This window comes from Crocosphaera sp. UHCC 0190 (genome assembly GCF_034932065.1).
GTDB lineage: Bacteria > Cyanobacteriota > Cyanobacteriia > Cyanobacteriales > Microcystaceae > UHCC-0190.
This window is the reverse complement of the sequence record NZ_JAYGHP010000001.1, coordinates 186,764-204,475: the sequence shown is the minus strand read 5'-3', so window position 1 is coordinate 204,475 and position 17,712 is coordinate 186,764. Positions and strand designations below refer to the sequence as shown.

General features: G+C 39.7%; 21 protein-coding genes. 8 read left to right on the top strand and 13 right to left on the bottom strand.

Annotated elements, in window-relative coordinates:
- The first annotated feature begins 67 nt into the window (after positions 1–67).
- Positions 68–1,492 (top strand): pyruvate kinase, encoded by a 1,425-nt coding sequence (pyk, locus tag VB715_RS01030; RefSeq protein WP_323299335.1) that lies wholly within the window; start codon positions 68–70, stop codon positions 1,490–1,492.
- Positions 1,493–1,678: 186 nt separating this feature from the next.
- On the opposite strand, the gene VB715_RS01025 is transcribed toward pyk, so the two are convergent.
- The 5 genes from VB715_RS01025 to VB715_RS01005 form a co-directional block, all read right to left on the bottom strand.
- On the bottom strand, positions 1,679–2,686 hold the full coding sequence (locus VB715_RS01025) for a sulfate/molybdate ABC transporter ATP-binding protein (protein ID WP_323299334.1): 1,008 nt from the start codon (positions 2,684–2,686) through the stop codon (positions 1,679–1,681).
- A 71-nt stretch (positions 2,687–2,757) separates the two neighbouring features.
- The gene (gene cysW / locus VB715_RS01020; RefSeq protein WP_323299333.1) at positions 2,758–3,582 is read right to left on the bottom strand and encodes a sulfate ABC transporter permease subunit CysW; all 825 of its coding nucleotides are present in this window, start codon (positions 3,580–3,582) and stop codon (positions 2,758–2,760) included.
- Between the two features lie 12 nt (positions 3,583–3,594).
- Positions 3,595–4,446 (bottom strand): sulfate ABC transporter permease subunit CysT, encoded by an 852-nt coding sequence (gene cysT, locus VB715_RS01015; RefSeq protein WP_323299332.1) that lies wholly within the window; start codon positions 4,444–4,446, stop codon positions 3,595–3,597.
- Positions 4,447–4,476: 30 nt separating this feature from the next.
- On the bottom strand, positions 4,477–4,761 hold the full coding sequence (locus VB715_RS01010) for an NIL domain-containing protein (protein WP_323299331.1): 285 nt from the start codon (positions 4,759–4,761) through the stop codon (positions 4,477–4,479).
- Between the two features lie 58 nt (positions 4,762–4,819).
- Positions 4,820–5,827: a sulfate ABC transporter substrate-binding protein gene (locus VB715_RS01005; protein ID WP_323299727.1), complete on the bottom strand. Its 1,008-nt coding sequence runs from the start codon at positions 5,825–5,827 to the stop codon at positions 4,820–4,822.
- A 200-nt stretch (positions 5,828–6,027) separates the two neighbouring features.
- Here VB715_RS01005 and VB715_RS01000 point away from each other — a divergent pair, with 200 nt between their 5' ends.
- Positions 6,028–6,819 (top strand): Crp/Fnr family transcriptional regulator, encoded by a 792-nt coding sequence (locus VB715_RS01000; protein WP_323299330.1) that lies wholly within the window; start codon positions 6,028–6,030, stop codon positions 6,817–6,819.
- 19 nt (positions 6,820–6,838) lie between these two features.
- Here VB715_RS01000 and VB715_RS00995 read toward each other — a convergent pair whose 3' ends face one another.
- A complete protein-coding gene (locus VB715_RS00995) occupies positions 6,839–8,281 on the bottom strand; it encodes a GTP-binding protein (RefSeq protein WP_323299329.1) in 1,443 nt (480 codons plus the stop codon).
- Positions 8,282–8,387: 106 nt separating this feature from the next.
- Between VB715_RS00995 and VB715_RS00990 the strand changes: the two genes are divergently transcribed.
- From VB715_RS00990 to VB715_RS00980, 3 genes are all read left to right on the top strand, one after another.
- Complete coding sequence (locus VB715_RS00990; RefSeq protein ID WP_323299328.1) at positions 8,388–8,651, top strand: DUF3146 family protein; 264 nt, start codon at positions 8,388–8,390, stop codon at positions 8,649–8,651.
- Between the two features lie 49 nt (positions 8,652–8,700).
- Positions 8,701–8,946: a hypothetical protein gene (locus VB715_RS00985; RefSeq protein ID WP_323299327.1), complete on the top strand. Its 246-nt coding sequence runs from the start codon at positions 8,701–8,703 to the stop codon at positions 8,944–8,946.
- A 144-nt stretch (positions 8,947–9,090) separates the two neighbouring features.
- Positions 9,091–9,324: a hypothetical protein gene (locus VB715_RS00980; protein WP_323299326.1), complete on the top strand. Its 234-nt coding sequence runs from the start codon at positions 9,091–9,093 to the stop codon at positions 9,322–9,324.
- On the opposite strand, the gene VB715_RS00975 is transcribed toward VB715_RS00980, so the two are convergent.
- Genes VB715_RS00975 through VB715_RS00965 form a run of 3 tightly spaced genes read right to left on the bottom strand, consistent with a single transcriptional unit; the run spans position 9,321 to position 10,408 of the window.
- Positions 9,321–9,602 (bottom strand): TMEM165/GDT1 family protein, encoded by a 282-nt coding sequence (locus tag VB715_RS00975; protein WP_323299325.1) that lies wholly within the window; start codon positions 9,600–9,602, stop codon positions 9,321–9,323. The genes VB715_RS00980 and VB715_RS00975 overlap by 4 nt on opposite strands.
- A 32-nt stretch (positions 9,603–9,634) precedes the next feature.
- Positions 9,635–9,997, bottom strand: coding sequence for a TMEM165/GDT1 family protein (locus VB715_RS00970; protein ID WP_323299324.1), 363 nt, complete (start codon positions 9,995–9,997; stop codon positions 9,635–9,637).
- 36 nt (positions 9,998–10,033) lie between these two features.
- Positions 10,034–10,408, bottom strand: a complete 375-nt coding sequence (locus VB715_RS00965; RefSeq protein ID WP_323299323.1) for a YkgJ family cysteine cluster protein — start codon at positions 10,406–10,408, stop codon at positions 10,034–10,036.
- Positions 10,409–10,540: 132 nt separating this feature from the next.
- On the opposite strand from VB715_RS00965, the gene psb30 reads away from it, so the two are divergent.
- Positions 10,541–10,660 (top strand): photosystem II reaction center protein Ycf12/Psb30, encoded by a 120-nt coding sequence (psb30, locus tag VB715_RS00960; RefSeq protein WP_323292183.1) that lies wholly within the window; start codon positions 10,541–10,543, stop codon positions 10,658–10,660.
- Positions 10,661–10,778: 118 nt separating this feature from the next.
- Positions 10,779–11,420 (top strand): MarC family protein, encoded by a 642-nt coding sequence (locus VB715_RS00955; RefSeq protein WP_323299322.1) that lies wholly within the window; start codon positions 10,779–10,781, stop codon positions 11,418–11,420.
- A gap of 426 nt (positions 11,421–11,846) precedes the next feature.
- Here VB715_RS00955 and VB715_RS00950 read toward each other — a convergent pair whose 3' ends face one another.
- Together VB715_RS00950 and VB715_RS00945 are read right to left on the bottom strand one after the other, a co-directional pair.
- Positions 11,847–13,346 (bottom strand): hypothetical protein, encoded by a 1,500-nt coding sequence (locus tag VB715_RS00950; protein ID WP_323299321.1) that lies wholly within the window; start codon positions 13,344–13,346, stop codon positions 11,847–11,849.
- 29 nt (positions 13,347–13,375) lie between these two features.
- A complete protein-coding gene (locus tag VB715_RS00945) occupies positions 13,376–14,014 on the bottom strand; it encodes a transaldolase family protein (protein ID WP_323299320.1) in 639 nt (212 codons plus the stop codon).
- 143 nt (positions 14,015–14,157) lie between these two features.
- On the opposite strand from VB715_RS00945, the gene VB715_RS00940 reads away from it, so the two are divergent.
- Positions 14,158–14,811 (top strand): hypothetical protein, encoded by a 654-nt coding sequence (locus VB715_RS00940; RefSeq protein WP_323299319.1) that lies wholly within the window; start codon positions 14,158–14,160, stop codon positions 14,809–14,811.
- A 34-nt stretch (positions 14,812–14,845) separates the two neighbouring features.
- Here the strand turns inward: VB715_RS00940 and VB715_RS00935 are convergent, their stop codons facing one another.
- Positions 14,846–15,925 carry an MraY family glycosyltransferase gene (locus tag VB715_RS00935; protein ID WP_323299726.1) on the bottom strand — a complete coding sequence of 360 codons (1,080 nt, stop codon included), beginning with the start codon at positions 15,923–15,925 and terminating at the stop codon, positions 14,846–14,848.
- 502 nt (positions 15,926–16,427) lie between these two features.
- Positions 16,428–17,711: a serine hydroxymethyltransferase gene (gene glyA, locus VB715_RS00930; RefSeq protein WP_323299318.1), complete on the bottom strand. Its 1,284-nt coding sequence runs from the start codon at positions 17,709–17,711 to the stop codon at positions 16,428–16,430.
- Position 17,712 lies beyond the last annotated feature (1 nt).

The following is a 17,712-nucleotide window of genomic DNA, read 5'->3' as shown; positions in this document are numbered from 1 at the left end:
ACTGCAAGAAAACTAAGATAAACCTCTGAAACATAGACTAATTACATAATTCTCATAAGATAAATTAATGAAACACTTAATGCACCGTACCAAAATTGTTGCAACCATTGGCCCTGCAAGTAGTTCCCCCGAAATTCTCAAGAAAATGGTAAACGCAGGTATGAATGTGGCCCGTTTAAACTTTTCCCATGGCAGTTATGATGATCATGAACGCATCATCAAGTTAATTCGGTCTGTTTCCCAAGAATTAGAAACTCCTATTACATTATTACAAGATTTACAAGGGCCGAAAATTCGCATTGGGCAGTTACCCGATGGTCAAATATTTCTTAAAGACGGAGACTCTTTAACTTTAGTTCCCATTGCCGAATATCATGACCAACTTAACACAGCTTCCCTTGATTATCCTTATTTAGCAGAAGAAGCACAATTAGGGGCGCAAATTCTCTTAGATGATGGCTTATTAGAGTTAACAATCGAAGAAATTAAAGGATATTCTGTTATCTGTAAAATTGTTGAGGGAGGTATCTTAAAAAGTCGCAAAGGTGTCAATCTTCCTAGTTTAGATTTGCATCTTCCTTCCATGACAGAAAAGGATAAAAAAGATTTAGACTTTGGCTTATCTCAAGGTATTGATTGGGTATCTTTGAGTTTTGTTCGTAAAGCTGAAGACATTCGCACCCTCAAAAATTTATTGTTAGAAAAAGGTCATTCTGATGTGCCTGTAATTGCTAAAATTGAAAAACCTCAAGCCATTGAAAACCTAGCAGAAATTGTCGAGGAATGTGATGGATTAATGGTAGCACGAGGGGATTTAGGTGTAGAAATGAGTCCCGAAAAAGTGCCTATTTTGCAAAAAAGAATGATTAAATTGTGTAATTTTCGGGGTAAACCTGTGATTACTGCGACACAAATGCTTGATAGTATGATTAATAATCCTCGTCCGACTCGTGCAGAAGCAAGTGATGTTGCAAATGCGATTATTGATGGGACAGATGCTGTCATGTTATCAGGTGAATCTGCGGTAGGAGATTATCCAATTAAAGCCGTAGAAATGTTAGCAAAAATTGCCAAAGAAGTGGAAAAAGATCTACATTTTCCCAATCTTCCCCCATCGGATAAAGATGAAACTCGCGCTTTAAGTGAAGCCTTAAATGTTATTGACAAAACCTTAGATTTACGCTATATAGTCACCTTTACCACATCAGGATATACGGCATTAATTGCCTCAAAAGAAAGGCCATCCGTTCCCGTTATTGCTATTACTCCTCATGTAAAAGTTTATCATCGTTTAAATTTAATTTGGGGCGTAATTCCGATGCTAATTAATGATCAAGTTGATTCCTTTGAAGAATTAGTTAACCAAGCAGAAAATTGTTTAATTCAGAAAGATTTAGTTTTACCAGGGGATAAAATTTTAATCATGGCCGGTATTCCTACTAAAAAAGCCAAAGGAACCAACTTTTTGAAAATTCATACCATTGGGGAATAGTATACCAATTAATTTATGTAGGGGCAATTCATGAATTGCCCCCACTGCTGTAAAGTTAGGACATTTTTCTTTTCCCATTCCCTAATACCAAATCTGCCTTAAAAAGTAGAGTTATTAAAACCGACAAAACTCCGTAGAGACGTTGCAGGCAACGTCTCTACTTTAATAACCGGATTTACTATAACATTAGTGCATCTGAAAAAAACGCATTTTACTAGGCTTAACGAAAACTTTTTCCTGGGTTTTAAGATTCAACTGATCAAATTTTTCTCGACTAAGATGGGCCACAATTTCATGACCATCTTCTAGGGTAATTTCTGCTTGAATTTCCCATCCTAAATGAATAATTCTTTTAACAATTCCCCAACTTCCCTCACCGTTTTCTTGATGGGAAATACTAAGTTCATGGGGACGTACAAATATCTCGGAAATATTGTTACGGGGAACGGGATTTGTGAGTAAATTGCTGGTTGCGGGTAACACATTAACATCCCCAATAAAGTTGATCACAAATGGGGTCGCAGGATGTTCATAAAGTTCTTCAGGAGTTGCCACCTGTTCAATACGTCCTTGGTTCATGACGACAATTTCATCAGCAACTGCCATGGCTTCTTCTTGGTCATGGGTGACGAAAACACTGGTAACATGAACATTATCATGAAGACGGCGCAACCAGGCCCGCAATTCTTTTCTGACTTTAGTATCTAATGCCCCGAAAGGTTCATCTAATAACAAAACTTCGGGTTCTACAGCTAATGCTCTGGCTAAGGCTACCCTTTGTCTTTGTCCCCCTGATAATTGGGCAGGATAGCGATCACCGAGTCCCTCTAATTGAATTAATTCTAACAGTTCATTGACCTTAGCTTTAATCCCTTTTTTAACACGACCTCGTAATTCTAAACCAAAGGAAATATTTTGACGCACTGTTAAATGTTTAAACAGAGCATAATGTTGAAAAACAAAGCCAATATTGCGCTTACGAATATCTAAATGAGTGGTATTTTTCCCATTAATAATAATTGATCCTGTATCTGGGGGTTCCAGTCCGGCAATCGCTCTTAAAAGGGTAGATTTGCCTGAACCGGAAGGGCCTAATAAAGCCACTAATTTACCTGGTTTAATCTCCAAATTAATGTTATCCAGGGCTTGAAATTGACCGAATTTTTTGGAGACTTGACTAACAATAATACTCATGATTTAATTCCTTGAACTAAGATTGATAAATGTCTTCGTGTTAGTAATGGGGTGATCAACAAATTTTTTCCTCACTCCCTCACCCCTGTGCGATGTGAGAGAATTTCTTTGAAAATGAGGGTGACAAGGGCGAGAAGGGCAAGAATCACCGCCGCACCAAAGGCAGCTTCTGTTTGATAATTTTTGTAAGCCAATTCCACAAAAATAGGCAATGTAGCTGTTTTTCCTAAAATACTCCCTGATACCACTGCAACCGCCCCAAATTCCCCCATTGCTCGTCCATTGGTCAGTAATACCCCATAGAGTAAACCCCAACGAATACTAGGGAGAGTGACACGCCAGAAAATTTGCCAATCTGTAGCCCCAAGGGTTCTGGCAGCTTCTTCTTGATCAGATCCCATTTCTTCTAAAACGGGAATGACTTCACGAGCGACAAAGGGTAAGGTGACAAAAATAGTAGCTAAAACCATACCAGGTAAAGCAAAAATAACTCTTGCCCCTATTTGCTCTAAAAATGGGCCAAACCAACCATTACGACCATAGACTAACACCAACATTAAACCCGCAACCACAGGAGAAATGGAGAAAGGTAGGTCAATAATACTAATTAAAAAGGTACGTCCTGGAAAACGTTTACGGGCCAACACCCAAGCCGCACAGAGTCCAAAAACAGTATTCAGGGGAACGACAATCAGGGCGATAATGACAGTTAATTGCACTGATGCTAGAAAATCTGTCTTTTGAATTGCCCCCAAAAAAGGGACCAATCCTTTATGTAATGCTTCATAAAAAACAGCTAGTGCCGGAATAAATAAGACTAATAAAAGATAAGTAATTGCCACAAAAATCAAGACAAAAGGAACATATTTACTCACTGATGTTTTAGTTTCTTCCATGATCTTTAAGCCTCATCTTACTTGATAACGTTGTCCCCACTGTTGCAGCCAATTAATGACCAACAACATTAACAAAGAAACTAACATCAGAACTGTGCCGATAACCGTTGCTCCTTCATAGTCATATTGTTCCAATCGTTGAAAGATTAAAACAGGGGCAATTAAATCATTAAAAGGAATATTAGAAGCAACAATTACCACCGAGCCATATTCTCCAATAGCGCGGGCAAATCCTAGGGAAACACCTGTTAAAATCGGGGGAATTAAAGGGGGCAAAAGAACTCGCCAAAAAGTCTGCCAGGGATTAGCCCCTAAACTCCAAGCTGCTTCTTCTAATTCTGGTTCTATTTCTTGTAAAACAGGCTGTAAAGTTCTTACGATAAAGGGTAAAGAAATAAACAACATGGCAACAAAAACCCCTAACCTAGTAAAAGCAATTTTAATACCAAATGGGGCAAAAAATTGACCAATCCATCCCTCCTGACTATACACTGTTGCTAACACTAAACCTGCGACAGAAGTGGGTAAAGCGAAGGGTAAATCAATACAAGCATCAATCAATTTTTTGCCAGTAAATTGATAGCGAACTAATACCCAAGCCACTAAAGTTCCCATCACTCCATTAATTAAACCAGCGAATAAAGCAGTCAAAAAAGTTACATTATAGGCAGATAAAGCAACAGGATCGGTGGCAATTCTCCAAAATTCTGAAAGTCCTAAGGTTAAGGATTTACTAATCAGAGCAATGGTAGGAATTACCAGGAGAATCAACAGATAGCTAAGGGTAACAATCCAAGGCAGGGAAATTTTAGAGGGAAAAGATAATCTTCGTTTCAAAGGAACTGTTTCAGGTTGAATTGTCATTTTTGATTGCTGATGATAAATCATAAAAAATTACCAGCCATCATATTCTTCGTTAGAATCATCCCAGATGATGATGTTGTTTTCTCTAAGAGAAAGTAGGGCATTTTCGATTTGTTGATATTCCCCTTGAAGTTCCAGATCAAACCAGCCACTTCCGTTGCTATCTTGACCTAACATTGCTCCCACAATACTAATTTTGAGATGATAAAATGTGGCTAACTGAGAGATAATTGGGTCTTGGTGATATTCTGGAGGTATTTGAATCTTGATGCGCCGTTCAATTTGTCTTTTTTGTTCCACAATTTCAGAAGACATAATTTCATTTCTCCACAATTAAAGAGTCTAAACAATGAGATTGTAAGACAGGAACATCTTACTTTTTATTGATTTTTGACAACATTTTGTCAAAGACTGCCCCATCTTCAAAAAATTCATATTGAAGTTTCGTCCATCCTCCTAAATCTTTAACAGTAAAAAGATTTTTAATAGCCGGATATTGTTGGGAAAATTCTTTGGTAACGGTTGGATCGATAGGACGAAACCCCACTTTTGCAAATTCCCTTTGAGCTTCAGGAGTAAAGAGAAATTGTACAAATGCTTCAGCCACTTCTCGATTACCATGTTTGTCAACATTTTTATCTACCACAGCTACAGGATTATCAATAGAAATGTTGTAGTCTGTTGGCACAATAAATTTGCTGTTGTTACCTTTTTGTTTAGCTAAAATCACCTCATTCTCATAATTTATCAGCACATTTCCCTGACCTTGTTTATAAAAAACATCGCTGGCCTCACGAGCATCTTTCGGCAGTACCGGAACATTTTTAAAGACGTTTTCCACAAATTTCTGAGCTTTTTCCTGGTTTCCACCCCCTTGTGTCACCGATCCCCATAATGCTAAGAAATTCCATCTCGCACCCCCAGATGTTTTGGGATTGGCTGTTATTACCTGAATCTTATCTTTAGCTAAATCAGACCAACCGCTAATTTTAATCTGATCATTACGAGGCACAAGGGCAACCACAGATTTATGAACAATTGCATCATTAGGAAGTTCGGTTTCCCATCCTGGATCGATTAACCCTGCTTTTTCAATTTTTTTCGTATCTAAGGCTAAGGCCAAGGCAACAACGTCCGCTTCTAAGCCATCAATCACGGCGCGAGTCTGAGAACCTGACCCCCCATAACTTTGCTCAAATATGACGGTTTTACCCGTTTTTTGCTGCCATTTCTCCGTAAATTTGGGAATTATCTGTTCATAGGCACTCTGGGTAACGGCATAAGAAACAAGGGTGATTTTAATGGGTTGATCTCCCTGAGTTGTTGGACTAGGGACTGAACAACCAGCGATCGCACCACTAACTATGATTCCCAATCCCATAAAACCGATACAGTGCGAAGGTCTTATCATTGCTTACAACTCCTATTTTGGTTGTAGATGTGTTTCACTTGTTCCTTAAAAAGATATTACACGAAATCAGAAAAAATTTCAATACATTTCAAATGCATTTTAAGCTCAAGCTGAGTTTAAAGTAAACTGTGGCATGATAGAAGTGAAATAATAAGCGATCGCAAGTAATCATGGCAAAATCCACCCCAAAGCCTGACTTAAATCTCTTAAAGTGCTTAATTGAGCAAAATTTTCTATTTAGGGGGATGGAAGAATCATGGCTAGGGCAATATCTGTCTCCCAGTCTGATTAAGGAAGAAAAGCTCTTTTCTAATCGGCCTATCTATACCGCCTTTCGTCCTAATCAATATATCGATGGGCTATATGTCATCTTAGGAGAGGGATTAGTCATTGCCCGAAGTGCGCCCCTAGACCGCATTATTTCCATTACCTATCCTGGGAGTTGTTTTGGCATCCGCAGTCTTCCTTTCAGCTTTGGTTTAGCAGCACAGGGGTTTCCCAGTTTGGTCGAAGCCTACAAAACAACCCATATCGTGAAAATTCCCCTAGAGACGCTTCAAACCCTTTATCAAGAGAGTGAGGAATTTCGCCAACGGTATCATTTACTATTTGAATTAAGACAAAAATTTCAATATCATTTGCTTAATTGTAGTACCTATCCCCCCCAAGCCGTTGCATCTTTATTAAGAGCCTTAATCTATCAAGAAAGGGAATTAGGAAACCAACCCAATGGGAAGGGAATCTATCAATTTGATTTGCCCATTGATATTATTGCCCGTGCTTGTCAACTCAATCAAAGAACCGTTGAACAAGTCTTAAAAGGAATGCAAAAAGCGGGATTACTTGCCCCTGCTAAAAATACAGAAATATCAGCGGATTTTGTCTGGGTAATTGACCCTGAAGGACTTAAAGAAGTTTATAGTGCCACAAGAGATAAAGTCCCTTGGTGGCCATTGCGTTGATAATCATTTTTAGTTTACTTCAAAGAAACAATTTATCCCGTCTTAATTTTGCTCCCAATTCCCATTTAATACGGTTTAAAATTGATGTTTCATCTAAGGATAATAAAATGCTTTTAACCGCCGCTTTCGGCCCATCTGGCCCCCAAGCAGCCCCATTCGCTAAATAACGTTTTGTCACCTGTCCCATGGCATAACAAGACACACCGGCCACACCCCCTTGAGTAATAGCAACAGACATATAAGGAAACAGGCTAAATCCCCCCGTAACTGGTGCAGCTAACCCTAACATTCCTTTGAGGGAACTTAAGCCCAAAGAGGTGAGAAATTCACTGGCACTAATGCCTCCCATACTCACTCCAATTTTTTGTAAAAGAGCGATCGCACCTTGTTGCGTCATGGCAATTCCATAAAGACGGGATAAGGCTAAAATCATGGCCACATCTATGATCGCTCCCGTTAATAAATCCATCACCGTCACAGGATTAAGAGCGATCACCATCGCTTTTGTCATCACTGCTTTTTGAATCAATTGATTAGCTGCTTCCTCCCGAATTTCTAACTTTCGCGCCACAATTTGTTCATTCACATCATCCGCATATAACATCGTATTTAAGGCGACCAAAGATTTACCTTCTCGCTGTAAAATTTCGAGAATTTTAAGTTTTAACGGCTCAATATCTGGGGTTCCTCTACGACGTTTTGATTGCAATTTACCTGATTTATCCTGAGTAATTTCTGTCACCAATGGGGAGGCTGCAACCATAACAATTTCTTCAGGGGAAAGTAATTCTTTGAGGCGATCATCTCGAATTTTCTGATAAATCGCTAAGCGATCAGCTTCTGGATATTGATCGATTTTATTAAAAGCTAGAATAATGGGTTTTCCTGCCTCTCTTAATTGAGATAAGGCCTCAAATTCTACCTTAGTCATATCCCCGGCAATAATAAACAGAATTAAATCCACTTGTTTGGCCATTTGACGGGCTAAAATTTCCCTTGTTTCTCCATCCACTTCATCAATGCCAGGGGTATCAATTAACTGAATTTGAGAATTTCCCCATCCTGATAATGCTAAGCTTTGCACTCCTTTTATACTATGATCCGGTTGTAATTTCCAGTGAGCAGTATCAATGGTTTGAGTCACCCCATGAAGGGGTCCAGTTTCAAAAATAGTTTGGCCTAATAAGGCATTTAAAACCGAAGATTTTCCCCTTCCTACCATGCCAAAAGCGGCAATTTGTACCACTGACTGCTCTAATTTTCCTAACATTTCTGTCAGGCGATTTAATTGTTTTTCTAGTCCTACCTGTTCTTGAGCGGTTAAATCTAGATGGTTAACCAAGTTTCTCAGGGTATCTTGTGCTTGTTTATAGTTTAATTCTTCCTGAATAGCTTCAAAGCTTAGAAGGGTTTCATCCAAGTCTTGAAAATTACCTTGATCATCAAAAATTGGCTCAGACATTCTCAACGTGATTTTGACAAGTTTATGATTCTATTATTAATCAACTGACAAAATAAAAGGGATTTGCTATGTTAAAAGCTTGAAGGTATCAAGGATTAAAGCCATTGTGAGTTCTCAGCATCGACCAGAAACCACCGCTTATGTCCGCATTATCCAACAGTCTTGGCAACGGGGCCAAATTGAAGGAGAAGTGACGGCCGCTAACTATCAATGGCGGTTTCAGTGGCATTTTCGCCACGGACGGTTATTGGTACAACCTTCCTTGGGCCGAGCGTTAATTTATGAACCTTTAGGACGATTTTTAGAACTCTCTGACTATCAATTGGAACCTGGGGGAGATTATGAATTTACCTTGCGATCGCAACTTTAGAGGGATTCCTTGACCAACTCTTGAACAAATTATCCTAAATTGGCAAATTATGAAAATTGAATCTATTGTCCATGAAGCGATCAATGATACTGATAGGGTGATCACCACTGTTGTTATTGATGAAGTCTCTAGTCAATGTATCCTGGCCAGGCTAATAATTAAAGTCCTTGGTAAACCTGGAATCGATAATGATCTCGAAATGCTCGGATCTGGCGATCGCTGGATGATTGTTTGGACACAACCCAAAGGCCAAATTCATCAAACCAGAGAATTGATTATCCAAGCAATTACCTAAAAAATTCCCCATCTCTGAAGTCTGTCGATGATCGCTGTTATCTTGTGATTTCCCTTACACCCAATTAGATGAATCCTAATTTATTCTAGATAATATCTGATGTAGTTTCTATTATTAATAGTCTCCCCTATTCCTTATTCACCTATGAAGAATATATCTAATCCTCTTATTTCTGCTCTTTTTACCAAAAGTATTACTCAACTTATTCCCTCTTGTAGTATTTCTATTTTAGTCATATCCGGTTACTTTTCAATTGTTTTGGGAGGGCTGATGATTGGATTCGGAGGTGCCTTAGTTTATCAATCTTTACGCCCTAATCCTCAAGAGAATTTAGAGGCCAAACTACTCAGCAAATCGGAAATAATTGAACAACTTTAATCTTCTCCTAAGTCTGGCCATAAAAGTCGTAAGGCCATCACCGCAAAGCCAATGGCAGCTATTGCTTTTAAAACTTTTGTCGGTAAAAAATGAGCGACAGTTCCTCCAGCAATTACCCCTAAAAAACTGGCTAAAATCAAAGCAGTAATTGAACCTAAAAAAACAGCACGGGGAGACTGAGAACTTCCCCCTAAAGCAATCGCTGCTAACTGACTCTTATCGCCAATCTCTGCTAAAAATACAGTAATAAAACTCAATCCAAATAGTTGCCAATCCATTTTTTAACCGCCTCATAATTAATAAATTTTGGTTAACTAATGACATCACCCATCAATAATCCAGTAATCAACAGCAATAATAAAGCTACCGCTAAATCTAGGGTTTTTGGTGATAAACGACGAGCGATCCAATAGCCAATTAATACCCCTAATAAACTGGTAGCAATTAACGCCATTGCTGCCCCCAGAAAAACAACCCAAGGAGACTGGGATTCAGCACTGATTAATAAGGTAGCTAATTGGGTTTTGTCCCCCATTTCCGCCAAAAAGATCGTCAGAAAAGTGGAGCTAAAAACTGTCCAAAAACTCCATGATTTTACCTTAACAGATGATTCTTCTGCTGAGGATGCTGAAGAAGGTTGATTTTCGGTTTCGACGGGTTTAATTGTAGTCATATTGGCAAATTTTGAGGGACTCCTCTCATTTTAAGGTTATGGGCGAATTGCTTGATTATACTGCTGCATTTCCTCGCTTTCTTCCCCATAAACCCCTTCAATTTGTTGACGACAACAGTCAATGGCAAACTCGTTAAATTCTGCCACGTCAATATCATACATCTCATGAAAATTTTCGGGTTGTACCCGACAAAAACGGGGCCGTTGTTCGTAAATACGACATTTTCGGGTCTGATGCTCAAAATTGATACACCAACCGTCTTCCCCGACTAAACTTAAATAATGCTGTAATTCTTCGGGACTGAGATAATCCTCTAAATCAGGGCGATCGCTAGGATCAAGGTGACAGCAAGCTCCACAACCCTCTACACATCGCCATTCTTCTCGTACAATCATTCTGTTAATTTCCATTTTGTAACAAAACTTTATATATTTTTGTGTCGTTACTGAAAAACAAAGAAGCCTTCCCAGGTATTATAGACTATGGTTTTTTTAGCATTGCTGCCTCTAAATATCATTCATTGGGTAAATTCAGGAGAACATATGGAATTATTAGCCGCCCTAAATCTAGAGCCTATTTTTCAATTAACCTTTGTTGCTTTGATTGTCATTGCTGGCCCCATCGTCATCTTTTTGCTGGCGTTTCGGGGTGGCGATCTCTAAGGATAAGGGTTTACAGTTAAACTCATTGTCCCTTATGGATACCTTCCTGATTGTGGGAAGGTATTTTTATCAGTAAACTTAGGGCAGTTAAATTTTAGAGTTAAGATACTCAAAAATTATGCCTCGCTTATCCTATGTATTTACCATTTTTTTCCTAACCCTGGGCCCGATTAAGACAATTCCCACCTTTTATCGCTTAACCCAAGCAGCAACCCCGAAATTTCGTAATCAAGTTGCCTTACAATCAGGGATTATTTCCACTGCCGTTTGTATTTTTATTGCCTTTGTGGGACGTAATACCTTAGCTAAATGGCAAATCTCCTTAGAAGCTTTACAATTGTCCGGTGGCTTAATTTTGTTGCTCTTTGCTCTCAAGGTAATCACCATGCAACCCCAACCCATGGGAGGACAAAAAGTCACAGCAGACACCCCTTTATCCAAAACCTTTGCCTTAGCGTTGTCTCCCTTAACCACCCCTGTGATTATTACGCCCTATGGGGTAGTGGCGATTTTATTTTATATGGTGGTTGCTCAAGGAAATCCTGCTTTAGAATGGAAAATTTTGGCCTTCATTGTCTTAATGATGGGGTTAAATTATTTGGGAATAGTCTTTGCTGACAAAATCATGAAAGTCATTGGCATTCCTGTTTTATTGTTGGTGGGTTGGGTTTTTGCCATTATGCAAGCTGCCTTGGCCATTGAAATTATGTTAGGTGCGTTTAATAGGCTTGGCGTGATTCATATTCCTTCTAACCCCTAACGCCTAAGGATTCCTGTCGTTAATTAAATTGATTTAGAATTGTACTCAATCCCTCAAGATTGATCAATAATAGTTTACAGCTAAATATTCAAGAGTTTTAGGGTTAGGGACTGATATTTCTCATCTATGGTGAAGGTATTTAGGGTTCAGAAGATCCCCCTTAGGGTACTCAGGCTGAATTGTAGTCATCATCAGACTTTTAACCCTCTCTGGCCGGCTAAAATTCAGGAAAAATGACAACTCAGATAAATTGTATGATAGACTACATTACACTTCAACCGCGATCTGGGTTACAGACATTTTTAACCCTCAAAAATTATCCCTGAAATCTGACTCCCACAAACCCCTAAAAAGTCCCTGTTATAGTAAGAGGTGAACTGAATTCCGTGACAGCACTGGGAGGCCCGATAAGCTTACCCAGTCTTTTTATATCAAATTTTCCTCTTCCAACTCTGGTAATTTCAATAACATCCCTGCCACAAACCAATAGTAAACAGCGACTGGATCGACGGCTAGGGGGTAATAATGGGGATTATAACTGATAAAGAGAATAAACAGCCATAAACACAGTCCAAGACGGCTTAAAGCCGGAGTTTTGAGAGAACGATAAGCTTTAAAGGTAAGAATGGTTAAAGTCGTCACGACGGCCAAAAATCCTAAAAATCCTAAGATACCGATTTCATAAATGACTTTGACAGGAAAAACTTCAATTAGTTGAATAGTACCTAAACTACGGGCTGCACTAGCTGTTGTCCCTAATCCATGGCCTAACCATTTTAGGCGATCGCTGGCTAACCATTGAAATTGATTAACCATAAATTCTTGAGGGGGAGAATATTTCCAGCGATCAATAAAATCTCCGATTATTTCCCCAAAAGACAACAGTTGAAACGTAATTATTATAGTTAAACCAAAGATGAGTCCTAACTTGAGAAGTAATATTTTTTTACGGTTTTCTGTGATCAAAAGTAAGATTACATAAATCAACGGAACCAATAATAAAGCCGTTCTTTGTCCCGAAATCAGAGCAGCAATTAAAACGGTAATTATTGAGCTAAAACTTATTCCTTGCCAGACACGAGAAGGCTCACTAAGCATTGCTCCATAGGTTATAAAACTACTGGAAACGAGAAACCAAGACCATTGCCAAGGGGACACAAAAGTTCCTGGCAGTCGAATTAAATCTTGAGGGGGATTATATAATAAAGAGCCACCCACAAAACATTGAGCTTGGAGAGTTGCTTTTGTATTCGCTGGCTCAGGTAAATCGATATTTCCTGCACAAATTCCATTGATTAATAGTAAATATTGAATGAGACAGAAAATACTAGAAATCAAAATCAGAATCACGAAAATTCGATTTAATAAAATTAAATTTTTCTGACTATTAATCCAATAATAACCGCAGAGAATTAAGGGAATATATCCTAACCAAATTTTTAGCCCAATGATGCCCATTAATAATACTTTATCATCACTTCCTGCTAATTGTTGCGGTAAATTAACCAAGAAAAAAGTTAATAAACAAAGTAAGACAAAAATCCCTAATACTATCAATAAAGGTTTAATTTTAGGTCGAAGCTTTGGCCAAACTTGATGACCAATAACTAGGGCAAAAAAAGCAGGAAAATAGAAAGCATCCTTAGCTAAATGAAATAAAGGATAGGAACGGGTATAAGTGACTTCGCCGCCAATAGGTTTAAAAACCCCTGCGATCGCATAAGTAATAGTTCCTCCCAAGGGTAAATAAATTAAAAAAACTAAAATACTCCAACGAGGAAAACAATAAGAAAAGACTAAAGCAGGAATAAGTAAACCTCCCATAATGGCTGCTTTTGTTCCTGCCATTAACAGTAAAAGAGAACTAAAGAAAACTGTCGTAAACAGGGTAATAATTAGGAGAATAATCAGTTTTTCACTTTGCATTTTAACAAGAAGAAATCAATCATGATCCATTAGTTGAAACTAATACCTTTTCCTATTTCATTAAATTCTGTCACCGTTTGTTCTGATAATTCATGAGTAGTCATCCCTTGTAAAATAGCTAAGGGTAAAGTTAAATGAGCCGCCCCTGCTTGTAAAGCATCTGCCGCTTCTCTGGGGGATTTTAAACTTGCTGCTAAAATTTCAGTGTTACTATTTTTAAGTAATTGGGCCATCTCTTTAACTAAAGCTAACCCATCCCCTAATAAGCGGGTTGCTCGGTTAACATAAGCAATAGCATATTTGGCTCCCGCTTCCTTCGCAATTACCGCTTGTGCGCCGCTATAAATTGCCGTCACAGCACAAGTGATTTCTGATGAAAGAGTGGCCGTAACTTGAAAACCAACGGCTGTAGCAGGAATTTTTAAGACAGTTTTTTCACCAATAATTTGATAAGCTTTCCGTCCCTCAGTAATCATTGAGTCATAATCTGTTGCGGTTAATTGATAATAGAGTTCTCCGGGACTAATCGCCCCTAATTGTTTTAAGGTATCCTCTGGGGATAAGTCACTTTTTCCGAGTAGGGTAGGATTGGTGGTAATTCCTTTTACCCATCCCAATTGAACAGCAATTTGCGCTTCTGTGAGAATAGCAGAGTCAAGATATAGCATAATTATTAAGAATAAAACTTCTCTATTATAGTTCCATATTGTTCACAGGAAACAGATAGAAACTGACGACGGATGATAGAATGATCCTAACAGTGCCAGCATAAAGCTATTCGACCCCACTGCAAACATCAGGGTAAACTTTCATGGAACTTCTCCCCTCAGAAATTCTCGCTACCAACAAATTCGATCAATGTGTTCTCAATCTAGCGTTAATCAATATTTGTAACCAAGAAAGTTACATTGGTCAAGGTATGAAGCAACGTTATAATGCTTGGAAATCGGAAACCGATGAGGCGATCAATAATCCTTGGTTAGACTTACATCAGTTTACAATTTATGTTCCCCATCCTGATCAAAAATACGAAAATATGACCCTAGAAGAAGGGTTAACCTTGGGTTATAATCTTGAAGTTGAACCCGTCCTTGATCGCAATGAAGTCCCCTATGATATTCCAGAGGGTGGACATTTTGTGGTAATTCTGAAACAACATAAAGTTGATGATAGTTTTAGAATTGCAGCCACGGGAATTTTTGTCCGTCCCTTAGCTTTGTTTAGTCTGGATGTGGTGACAGATCCCGAAGAAGGCAAATATCATTCCTTAGTGGTGCAACATCCCATTATTCGAGATTATCCTGGAGATCTTCAACAAAAATTGCTGCAATTTGTCAACCAAGAAATTAACATGAGAGAATTACCAAATGTGGTTGGTTTCGTTGATCAAGCAGAAAATAGTGATTATCGTCAACCTTCTTGGCAGGAAATGTATTTAGAAGGTCAAGGTTTAAAGCTTTTCTAAAAACAATTTTTTGGATTACTTCTTGCTGATGATATTAACTGCGAAGCTTACGACTTTTGCGCCAAGCTTGCCAACCGACAGACCCTAATAATACCGTTGCACCGATCGCAAATCCCCAACCGCTAGGAATATTAGATAAACCAAGGGCGATACTACCCACCCATAAAGTCAAGGCATAGATAAATAATACCGTCAGACGATGGGAAATACCCGCTTGAATGAGACGATGATGTAAATGGCGTTTATCCGCACTAAAAGGGGATTTTCCTTGACTAATACGGGAAATAATCACCGCTGACATATCCACAATAGGAACGGCCAACACCACAAAGGGTAATAACACAGCCGTTACCGCAACAGTAGCCACGGCCGCAACCTTAACTAAACCAACGGCCCCAACACCTGCCAGGGTAAACCCCATAAAATAGGCTCCCCCATCTCCCATAAAAATCTGAGCGGGATTAAAATTGTAACGAAGAAAGCCCAAAGCGGCCCCTGCTAATGCTGCGGCAATTAAGGCAGCGGCCGGTTGTTCCATAAATAGGGTTAAAACCATCATCACCACCGCAGAAATACCGCAACCCCCTGCGGCCAAGCCATCCAACCCATCAATCCAATTAACGGCATTGGCCATGCCCACCAGCCAAATAACCGTTATCGGCAGACTAAACCAGCCCAATTGCACCAAATCAGCAAAAGGAACGGAAAGGAAGTCAATCCGAACCCCCACCCCCCAAGCACAACTGGCCACAACGGTTTGTAAAATGAGGCGACGCATGGGGCTTAAATTATAAAGGTCATCTGCTAACCCAATGAGAAAGAAGGCCACACCCCCTAAGGTTACGCCCCAAATTTCCCATTCTTTATTGGGGGGAAGCCAGCCAAACCCACCAAAAACCCACACCAATAACAGAGCAGTGATAGTTCCGGCAAAGATGGAAACTCCCCCTAACCGAACCATGGGGCGTCGGTGCATTTTTCGGTTATTTTCGTCGTTTTTAGGATTATCGACAAGTCCCCTTTGTCGTCCAAACCGATTGATGATGGGGGTACTCCACCAAACTACAGTAAGGGCGATTAAAAAGGCGGCGAGATGGTATAGTTCTCCTGGCATTGACATGGGCCTGATCTGTTCCCTTGGGTCGAGTGTAACAAGATTTACCACCTACGTTACTGCTTCATGAAACTTAAGCAATACTAGACAATATTAGCGTACAATTCCTGCTTCAACCTAGGAGATCTGTCTCTTCTAGTCCACAGGATTAAACCGATAAGCCATCGGCATTTTATAACTAACTTTCGTTGTTTTTTAATTTAATCGTAACGGTTGTCCAGAACTTTTTGACAGTTTATTCATGATAGTTTTTCTGGCTTGGTTTTCCCTTATTTAAGAGAAAGTGAATTAACTAAGTTTTCCGTCACAATTCTCCTCATTCTAACATTTAATTCCAAGGTTCGTCAATAAATAATTGATTGACCAAGAGCCGCCATAATTCCTAGACATAATGTCAAAAAATGTCAATTTTTATGTAGGTTTCAGTCTTCTAGAAGGAGTGAGGAAGTAAGAAGAAAAGTTTCTCATCACCCCATCACCCCATCACCCGAATCATTAATGATTAGGCAAGCACAGGAAGAGGAATATTGAGATGGGGATACAAAGGAAAGCGATCGCATAAAGTCTTAACCCGACTCAAACAGTCTTGTTTAACCGCTTCATCCTGGGGATTTAAGAGACAATCAGCGATGATGTTGCCAATTTCGACAAATTCTTCGGTTCCTAGCCCTCTGGTGGTCATAGCGGGGGAACCCAGACGCAAACCACTGGTCACAAAGGGAGATTGGGGATCAAAGGGAACGGTATTTTTGTTCGCCGTGATATTAATGCCACTGACTAGGTTATTCGCTTCTTTCCCTGTCATACCAATGGAACGAAGATCCACTAACATTAAATGGTTATCCGTGCCACCAGAAACGAGTTTAAAGCCCCGTACCATCAATTGATTAGCTAAGGCCTGGGCATTGGCAATCACTTGCCCAGAATAGACCTTAAAGTCTGGCTTAAGGGCTTCTCCAAAGGCGGCTGCTTTGGCGGCGATAACGTGTTCTAAGGGGCCTCCTTGGGTTCCTGGAAATACGGCCTTATCGAACTGTTTGCCTAATTCGGGGTTATTGGTCATAATTAAACCTCCCCTTGGACCCCGTAAGGTTTTATGGGTGGTGGTTGTAACTACATCACAATAGGACATAGGGCTAGGATGATGACCAGTGGCGACTAATCCGGCAATATGGGCAATATCCGCCATTAAATAGGCTCCCACTTCATCAGCGATGGCTCGGAATTTCTCAAAGTCAATGATTCTAGAATAGGCAGAATAACCACAAATCAGCATTTTAGGCTTTTCTTTGCGGGCTAATTCTAAAATTTTGTCATAATCAAGCCGTTCCGTCTCAGGACTAACCCCATAATGAGAAACCTTAAACCATTTTCCTGAAACGTTAACAGGGGAGCCATGGGTTAAATGTCCCCCATGGGATAAGTCCATTCCCATGATGGTATCCCCAGGGTTCAGCAGAGCTAAGAATACGGCAAAATTGGCTTGGGCCCCTGAATGGGGTTGTACATTGGCATGGGCAGCCCCAAATAGTTCTTTAACGCGATCGATGGCTAATTGTTCCGCCCGATCTACCCATTCACAACCGCCATAATAGCGTTTTTTGGGCAATCCTTCCGCATATTTGTTGGTTAACACCGAGCCTTGGGCTGCTAAGACGGCTGGAGAGGTAAAATTTTCACTAGCGATTAATTCTAGATGCTCCCGTTGACGCTGCAGTTCTCCTTGAATCATACTGGCAAGGGTTGGATCGCTTTGAGCTAAAAAATCTAAATTGGTGTCAGTCACG